The sequence below is a fragment of the Arthrobacter sp. NPDC093128 genome, from assembly GCF_040683875.1.
In the GTDB taxonomy this organism is placed as follows: domain Bacteria; phylum Actinomycetota; class Actinomycetes; order Actinomycetales; family Micrococcaceae; genus Arthrobacter.
Window position 1 is genome coordinate 1 of the sequence record NZ_JBFBEY010000053.1, and the last position, 8,233, is coordinate 8,233.

Consider the following 8,233-nt stretch of genomic DNA (forward strand, 5'->3'; position numbering starts at 1 on the left):
GATACCGCAACAAACCCACAGCAGCATCCGCACCGTCCCACGCTGGCATCAACCACAAAACCAACCCGCTGTCACAAACAGCTTGATATATACCGGGGCTGTTATCAGGCTAAGTTGCACCTACGACAATTTCCCGTGGCAGCCGAAGCCACAGCCGAGCCGAGCCGAGACGCGCTGATTGTCACCCCCTGAATGGTGAACAACATCGCGAGCCGAGATGCGGCCAACGCAGTTACCGGATAGGGGCCTCGCAGGCACCTCGCCGCGGGACCCTCAGTAATCCTCCGAAAATTCGCTGCTGGACGCATCGGCATGTCCTGAGAGTGGGCCAGATCCTCGTGCAGTGGCGGCCACTGCCGTCGCACGGGACGCGCTGTTGTGTTCATTGCGCAAACTTGAGCAAAACTTGCGCCTTTATGCACGGTGTTTCTGTTTGAATGTGCTTGTAAAATTCCTTGCCTCCTTTGTCAGAGCAAGAACTCGGCAAACCTCATGAGGCAGCACCTGTCGCTGGGGGGAACGGAATGGCAGGAACGTGTATTCGGCAGAATCGCAAGGCTATCCATCCATGGATTGCGGCGGTTTTGGTACCGGTGTTCTTCCTCATAGGCCTGGCCGTGCCCACGCCAGCGGTGGCCTTTCCGGGCGGGATAACGTCCTCGGCGGATCTGCTGGAAACTCTGGAAGTCCGGGAGGAAGACAGCGCGCTGTTCGACCCCAAGAGCTTTGATCTTTGGACTGATGCGGACGGAGACGGCTGCGACACGGCCAGCGAGGTGCTCATTGCAGCGTCCCACCCTTCCATGATCGTCGTCGAGCCACTCTGCACGATTGTTTCCGGCAGCTGGTTTTCTCTGTACGACCGGGCCTTTGCATCCGACCCGGCGGAACTGACGGTCGATCATATGGTCCCACTGGAGGAAGCCTGGCAGTCGGGTGCCCGGGCCTGGACAGCCGGACAGCGGCGCGATTTCGCCAACGACCTCAAATACCCGGAGACTACCCTGATGGCCGTGACAGCGGCAGTCGATCAGGACAAAGGATCCAAAGACCCGGCCCAGTGGCAGCCGCCGGGTTCCGGAGTGCAATGCGGCTACGCAGACAAGTGGATCATCGTAAAGTCGCGGTGGAATCTGAGCGTCGACCCCGCAGAGTACGACGCCCTGATGGAGATGCTCAGCCATAACTGCCCCGAGGGCACCCGCATTCCAGAACGCGGCCTGACCCCTGGCCGGGGACCGGCGGCCGTTGTAGGGGACGTGTACACCTCGGGGACAGCGTCCGACCTCCTCGCCGTGGAAGCCTACGCAGCGGACGGGTCTGTGGCCAGTAGAACAACAGTGGACAAAGATTACAGCTATGAGCTGACCGGACTGGTACCGGGAACCTATCGCATCAAGGTCCTCGGCGGAACCAGCGGCGCCCTGGACCAGTGGTACAGCACCCAAGGGCTGTCGGAGCCCACACCTCTCCAGCTCAGCGCCGGCGACGTCATTCCCAGCATCGACATCGGGCTAACAAAACCCCGTCTCTTCACAGACGTCCCCCCGGAGCACCCCTACTTCGATACCATCACCTGGGCTGCCGTCAGCGGCTACATCGCCGGCTATGCCGATGGCACTTTCCGCCCCGAGACAACGGTGGACCGGGGATCTCTGTCGGCGATCCTGTACCGGTATGCAGGAAGTCCGCCGGTCCCCAAGGACGCCCCGACCTTCGACGATGTGCCGCCCGGTTCCGGAAACGACGACGCGATCCGCTGGACCGCCGCCGCGGGTATCGACATCGGCTACCCCGACGGCACATTCCGCCCTGAGCAGGAGATCACGCGCCGCACCCTGGGGGTTGACCTCCATCGGCTGGCAGGCCGCCCGCCCGTCACCCCGAACGCAGACATTTTGGCCGCCTACACCGACGTCCAGCCCGGGATCCCCGACTATGAAGAGCTGATCTGGCTGGTGTCGACTTTTATCATTGTCGGCAATCCGGATAAGACCTTCGGCCCGGATCAGCCCATCGAACGCGGCACCATGATCCATGCGCTGGAGTTTTACCGCCACCTCTTCGGCCTTCCGACCATTGGGACGACGCCGGCCCCGGACTTCACCGAAGTTTCAGCCGACGCCGGTGAAACCTCCGACGGCCCGTTGCCTGCCAGCGGCACAGTTTTCACCGACGTTTCCCTTGGAACCGTGTTCTACCGGGAGATCTCCTGGCTCGCAGACTCGCGTGTCACGACGGGCTGGATCGAGGCAGGCGGAACCAGGACCTACCGGCCGGCCCAGCAGGTGAACCGCGATCAGATGGCGGCCTTCCTGTACCGGCTGAAGGGCAGCCCGAACTTCGTCCCGCCGGCCCAGTCGCCCTTCACCGACGTGCCCACCACGCACTACTTCTACAAGGAGATCTCCTGGCTTTGGTCGGAAAAGATCAGCGAGGGCTGGAGGGAAACAGACGGTACACGGACCTTCCGCCCGGCGACAACGGTCAACCGCGACCAGATGGCAGCCTTCATCTACCGCCACGCAGGATCTCCCGCCTACGTGCCGGAATCCCGGTCCCCCTTTGTCGACATCCCCACGAACCACACGTTCTACAAGCAAATCTCGTGGCTTGCCTCCAGCGGCATCAGCAACGGTTGGAATGAGCCTGACAACTCCAAGACCTACCGCGCGGGTGCATCGATTCTACGAGATCAGATGGCGGCCTTCATGTACCGCTACGCTTCCCAGGAGTGAAAGGCACTCGACGACTCCGCTATCAAAACGACGCACAAATCTGACAGACACACCCGGTGCCCCCAGTGGCCGACGACCTCGTCCACGACACCAGTGCCGCCAACGTGATCGTCGCTGTGTTCAGCGGAATGCCCGTCGGTGACGGGCCCGTCTCTGAGAGGTGCGGCAGCCGCCTCGTCTACCGCAAGTCTGCTCCGGACGCCTTTCTTAGCGGGAACGGCACTGACCCTAGCAATGAAAGGTGCCGGCTCCTTTCAGGTGCCCGGGCGGAACGTCGTCGTACGCCCGGCTCCATGGACAGCGTGGACCTGCGGGCCTACGGTGTGCAGATGAGTGAAATTCCAAAAAACGGCCCCCCTGATCCCGACGAGAGACCTGAGGGGAACGAAGTTCCCGCTGATGCGTTCTCCCCCGTTGTCGACCCGGACCTGGTGCCCGATGCCGAAGCCGCCACACCGGAGGAGAAACGGGCACGGAGGGATCCTGAAGAAACTGGCAGCTGCGGCTCGTTCCGGGCCTTTCCTGCAATGGGACGGGAAGGACCCTGTACATCAGCCCCGGGTGCAATGAGGGGTAATCACTGCTTCGCCTCTGCGCTCAAATTGACTGGTCCTGCTGGGCTTCATCAGGTGACTCTGCGGCATGCTTTCCGGATATCTCTGTCCTGATAACGGGCACAGCTGCTGTGTCGAAAAACTGGTAGTCCGTCGCGGGGACACGGATGGTGCCGGCGGCTTCTGCCTTCTCCCGGATGAAATCGTGATCGGCCCGGGAAAGTACAACCTGCCCATGTGGATCGTGCTCGATGTCCTCGTGGGCTTCCTTGCTGATTTTGGCCGACATGGTACGGGGCACGACCAGGCACCCCGGGTTTTCCAGTAGCCAGGTCCGGGTCTCGGAATCGAGGTGGTCCCACTCGTCCTTGAGGCTCATACCCGTATGTATCCCTTCCAGTCCGGCTTGTCGTGAGGTGAATTCCGTCCAGATTACGCCTCCGGTCAAGCGGTTGACAGCTTTTGTGCCGTCCCGGCGTAAGTTACTGGCCCGGGTGCCGTTCAACAACGGCCGCGGGAGCGAACGGAAGCGTCGACCGGGCCTGAAATTGCCCTTCCGTAGAGGGTGTTGCTGTCCCTGAAGACAGGTAGCTGATACTCAAGCCCGGGCGGGGCATCAGGCATACAGTTTTTGTGAGGGCTCGTTTCTTGGAAACTAGTCTCGGCGGTAGCTGCGCCAGTGCCCGGAACAATGGTGACACCGGGCATTGGCGTAGGTTTCCTCCAGGTTTTCGGTCCGTGCCGCCGGCACGACCGTGTGAAACGGGGCCGGCGGCGATGCGCCTCCTGAGACCGAGGCGCCCCCCAGTCGTCGCCGTCCCTTCATAACCGGTGGTGCACCCATGTCAGGCCGGCGGAACTTCCTCCCGGGCGGCGGGGGCGTGCCCGCCAGGCGAGCCGTCACCCGGCGGGCCGGTTGCCGGTCCCGGCGGTCCTGAAGCTCTTCACGGGCCAGTTCAAACCACGTTTGGGCGCCAAAGGTCGGGTTCGGGGAATCCAAATGCCGGTATAGCGCGTCGGTGAGCTGTTCCAATGCATGATAGGGCGATAACGGTCGTGCCCGGGTCCAAGGTTCCGTCGTAGAACTCGGAAAGCCCTCCCCCGTCGGCCATCGCGTGGTCCCCGTTGCACCGGCGGATCACACAGCCTGCGGCATGGGTCCCGTCCCCGGGTACGGAATCGAGTTCCGCCAGGACTTCCCCATCGGCGCCAACATGCATCAGGCAGATCGGCAGTTCCCGCGGTTCCACCAAGGTGATGGATATCCCGTCCGCGCCGGACAGATCGTTGGTACCCGCGGAGATGTGAGACGAGGGACCTCCAGACGCCGCAGTGCCAGCAGCACATCCGGATCCAGGTGGGTGGCCCGGCTGAGGTCAAGGACGACCATGCCGCCCCCGGCTATGCGGGCGGCGCCGCGAAGGTTCCGGAGCAGGTCGGGGTAGTTCTCCTGAGTCAGACATCCCCTGGCTTCGACGCTTATCTGCCCGGTGCGGGCGTCCACGCGGTCGGTAAGGTGCAGTTTGTGGTCCACAGATTCTCCAATAGACATGTCCGGGAGCCACTGCTTGACTCACCCCAAACGATACGAGAAACGGCATCGGCCGACAACGGCTATCCCCTGACCTCAGCGGGGCCGATTGCCTGAATATACGGTCTGACCGTTTATCCGTAGTGCGTCAGCTTCCGTCCTCGGAAGGCATGGCCACGCTTGGAGGTTGCTTTCGTCTGGCTAACCCTTCCTCGCGACTCTTCGTCACTTCTCAGAATGCCAAATTTCCGCCCGGGCCAGAGTTCGACACTCGTCCACTCGATAGCTATACAAGAGCGTTGTAGCGTTTAGTTGCGAAGGCCCGCCTCTCCCCCATAGGCGGGCCTTCGTTGCACCTCGGGGCCGTATCGCAGCCGCACACATGGGACTATCTCTCGAAGCTGCCGTCGCGTGAGTGTTCGGGGCCGGGGGCCCATGGGGTCCCTGCCATGCAGTCGGAATATTTGTGGAATGCCGCTGCGCCTTAGCGGCGCGCCGACGCGTTCGTTCTACGATTGCGGCGTGCACTCAGCGATGGAGGAGCCATGAATGAGCCCGCCGGGGAATCCCTTCCCGGCGCCGGGGCTGGACTCTTTGTCCCGCGGCGGATCACCGGACCGGTTCTGGCAGGTGTCGTGCCCGGGCAACCACGGGCGGTCGTGCACCGGGCCGCGGAGCTGGCGTACACCCTGGACGTCAAGCTGATCTGCGCATACGTGGACATCACGAGCTACCTCACCGACGAGCCGCACGACGGTCCCGTTGACGACGTTGAAGCCACCAGTGCCGGCATCCGGGAACGTCTTGAGAACACCCTGGACGGCACCGGAATCCGATGGTCCTTCCGGACACTCTCCGGCGACCCGGCCTGGGCCCTGGGCCAGTTTGCCGAATCAGCCGACGCATCCGTCATCGTCGTTGGTACCCGCGAACGCGTTCTGGGAATCCGGCTGGAACAGATGCTCGTCGGTTCCGTGGCCGTCGAGCTCACACACCGCCAACACCGGCCGGTTCTGGTCATCCCGCTCCCCCGACCGACCACCCCGGGTGGCACCACGGACTGAAATACTGCAGCGAGTGTGAAGGCTGACTCCGGCACGCTCACAGTGATACCTGCGCGTTCTGCTGAGGCAAGTGGTAACCAGTGTGATTTTCGGGTAGTGGCCACTCAGGATATCCCCGACTCTCCTGCCTACAGTGGATTCATGAACAACCCCGGTCAAGGGCAGGACTGCCAAATGGCCCAGACAGTTCTGCCCTTACCGGGTGCATTGAGGACCGCTGTTTCCGGCGGGCGGGCTCTGAGCTGCCTCTCCGCCGGAAATAGCGGCTTCTCTCCCTGCAGCCCTGGGTTTCTCCGGTTGCGGACTGCTGGATCCGACGCCGCCGATTTCCGGAGGCGACACTGCTAGGGAAGGCCACCGCGGCTGCCCGGGCCTGCATTACGATGTCCTCAAGTTCCCGGACCGGCCCGCCTCTTCACGGTCCGGATGCGGAACCCGAAACAGTCACTAGGGGTAGCTGTGAGCCATGAGACCGTGCCGGACACCGGCGTCGTTCACTCCCTGAGCTTGGGACAGGCGGCTTTGGCTGCCGGGCTGAGCCTCCGCACCTTGAAGGCGTTCACCGAGGAACTCAAGGGAACTCCGTACGATCTCCGCGCGTCCGGGCCCGAAAACCCTGTCCGGTATGACCTTGAACGGCTCAGCACCTGGCTGCACCACCGGGACCGGGTACGCGCCACGCCCACGGAGCTGGTCATGGAGCCGTCCCCTTGGACCTAGCGGTGAGGAATCGGCTTGGGGGAGCTTATGAATTCACGCAGCATATGCCTGGTCATCGAAGATGAGCCTGACGAGAGCGGACCAGAGTCCCTTACCGTCCCGACAGCAGGGAACAAAGGCCCAACAATCCGGCGGTTCCACAGGCCAGCCCGATGAATGAGCCGTCCATACTCACCTTCACCCTGACATACGCCGCCACCCTCACAGTGGCGGCGCTCATGTTCCTCGGGCAGGTCATCGCGTTCACCGTCATGCTGGCTCTGGCCGGAACTGCCAAGTTCCTCACTCACGCAGCTCGGGTAATCACCCGCCGCCGGCACCGTTCCTGACACTGTCAGTCACAGGCACAAACCCCGGGACACCCCTTGGAACAGGGACGCCTTGGGGGGCAGCCGCGTATGCCACGAAGGCGGCCGGACTGGCGGCGCCCGATCGGCACCAGACGGTCGACGACGAGATCCACTTGCAACTCGAGCACATGACTGCCGATGCCCGGTCCGCGCTTCGGCGCTTGCCACCGCTGGGTGGGAATTCCGCCGGTCCGCTGGGGTCAGGACTTCTCGCGTCCGGAATCCTCGCCTCGATCATCCGCGCGATCCAGGCTGACTTGGCTCACCCTGACCAGCCTGGCTCCTCCAGCTGAATCTGCCGCCCGCAAGCCGGTCCGACACCGCGGCATTTTCTGGCCGGCTCGGCGCCTCGCCGACGAAATTTCCCTAGGGTGACTGTTGGTCCGGATTGGACGTGCAAGGCAATAACCGTCAGCGGACCGAGAACGAGCGCTGGCTGCCCGGTCGTCGATTTGAAAGGGCCAAGGCTACTGCTGGGGCTGAGTCGGTGTGCCGGGATCCTCGCGGCCGACGTCCCGGTGGAGGTCCGTGTCGAGGGCGTGGGCTCCGGAGAGCCGGGCGAGCAGGGTCCCGAGCTGGGCAGACTGTTCGCCGGTGAGTGGGGCCAGGAGTTCAGCTTCATGCTTTTCGGCGATCTCGCGCAGCGTTCGCAGAACCTTCGCGCCCTCGGCGGTCAGACGCAGCTCGTAGTTCCGCCGGTCGGTCCTGCTGCGCACGCGCGCCACCAGGCCTCGCGCCTCCAGCGAGTCGATGAGTGGAACAACGCGGCTCGGCACGGCTCCCAGACGGTCGGCCAGAGCTCGCTGGCTCAGCCCCGGGGCGCGGCCGAGCAGGCGGAGCACGCCGGCATCACTCGGGGTCAGCCCGATTTCGCGTGTGCGTTCGGCGAAGCGGGACGATGCCAGCGCCCCCAGCTGTGACAGCAGGAAGGCGGTGCGCTTCGACGGAGGCGGTGAGTCCATGGCTCAAGATTACCCCCTTGACAGAATGATTCAAGAAATGAATCATTATTTTGGTGATGCAATTATTGGAAGGTGTGCGATCATGACTGACGTTTCTCCTCACCGCACGGTGCAAACGGCCCGCGCGGGCGGTCCCAACCCGGGCATCCTGGCGGTCGTGAGTCTGGGACTCACCGTCGGCGGCCTGATCAGCAGTGCGATCCTCACCGGCGGCCAGAGCTTCGTCTCGCCGTTCGCGCCGGTCGAACAGGTCGCGGCATACTTTCACGGGAACCCGGATGCCGTGCGGCTCGCCAGCATGTTCCAGTTCGGTT

6 protein-coding genes and 1 pseudogene are annotated in these 8,233 nt (G+C 63.3%); 5 read left to right on the plus strand and 2 right to left on the minus strand.

Annotated elements, in window-relative coordinates:
• Nucleotides 1-617 precede the first annotated feature (617 nt).
• Nucleotides 618-2,738, plus strand: coding sequence for an S-layer homology domain-containing protein (locus AB0N24_RS27095; protein ID WP_364131588.1), 2,121 nt, complete (start codon nt 618-620; stop codon nt 2,736-2,738).
• A gap of 597 nt (nt 2,739-3,335) precedes the next feature.
• Here AB0N24_RS27095 and AB0N24_RS27100 read toward each other — a convergent pair.
• Nucleotides 3,336-3,671, minus strand: coding sequence for a hypothetical protein (locus tag AB0N24_RS27100; protein WP_364131591.1), 336 nt, complete (start codon nt 3,669-3,671; stop codon nt 3,336-3,338).
• A gap of 1,697 nt (nt 3,672-5,368) precedes the next feature.
• On the opposite strand from AB0N24_RS27100, the gene AB0N24_RS27105 reads away from it, so the two are divergent.
• From AB0N24_RS27105 to AB0N24_RS27115, 3 genes are all read left to right on the plus strand, one after another.
• Nucleotides 5,369-5,887 (plus strand): universal stress protein, encoded by a 519-nt coding sequence (locus tag AB0N24_RS27105; protein ID WP_364131593.1) that lies wholly within the window; start codon nt 5,369-5,371, stop codon nt 5,885-5,887.
• Between the two features lie 459 nt (nt 5,888-6,346).
• Nucleotides 6,347-6,607: a hypothetical protein gene (locus tag AB0N24_RS27110; protein WP_364131596.1), complete on the plus strand. Its 261-nt coding sequence runs from the start codon at nt 6,347-6,349 to the stop codon at nt 6,605-6,607.
• Nucleotides 6,608-6,759: 152 nt separating this feature from the next.
• The gene (locus AB0N24_RS27115; RefSeq protein WP_364131599.1) at nt 6,760-6,936 is read left to right on the plus strand and encodes a hypothetical protein; all 177 of its coding nucleotides are present in this window, start codon (nt 6,760-6,762) and stop codon (nt 6,934-6,936) included.
• 488 nt (nt 6,937-7,424) lie between these two features.
• Here AB0N24_RS27115 and AB0N24_RS27120 read toward each other — a convergent pair whose 3' ends face one another.
• A complete protein-coding gene (locus tag AB0N24_RS27120; RefSeq protein WP_364131602.1) occupies nt 7,425-7,919 on the minus strand; it encodes a MarR family transcriptional regulator in 495 nt (164 codons plus the stop codon).
• Nucleotides 7,920-8,001: 82 nt separating this feature from the next.
• Here AB0N24_RS27120 and AB0N24_RS27125 point away from each other — a divergent pair.
• Nucleotides 8,002-8,233, plus strand: a pseudogene (locus AB0N24_RS27125) (hypothetical protein); the annotation flags it as partial.

Coding starts and splice junctions, on each gene's coding strand:
- AB0N24_RS27100 (WP_364131591.1), bottom strand. CDS start 3,671: ATGAGCCTCAAGGACGAGTGGGACCACCTCGATTCCGAGACCCGGACC.
- AB0N24_RS27105 (WP_364131593.1), top strand. CDS start 5,369: ATGAATGAGCCCGCCGGGGAATCCCTTCCCGGCGCCGGGGCTGGACTC.
- AB0N24_RS27115 (WP_364131599.1), top strand. CDS start 6,760: ATGAATGAGCCGTCCATACTCACCTTCACCCTGACATACGCCGCCACC.
- AB0N24_RS27120 (WP_364131602.1), bottom strand. CDS start 7,919: ATGGACTCACCGCCTCCGTCGAAGCGCACCGCCTTCCTGCTGTCACAG.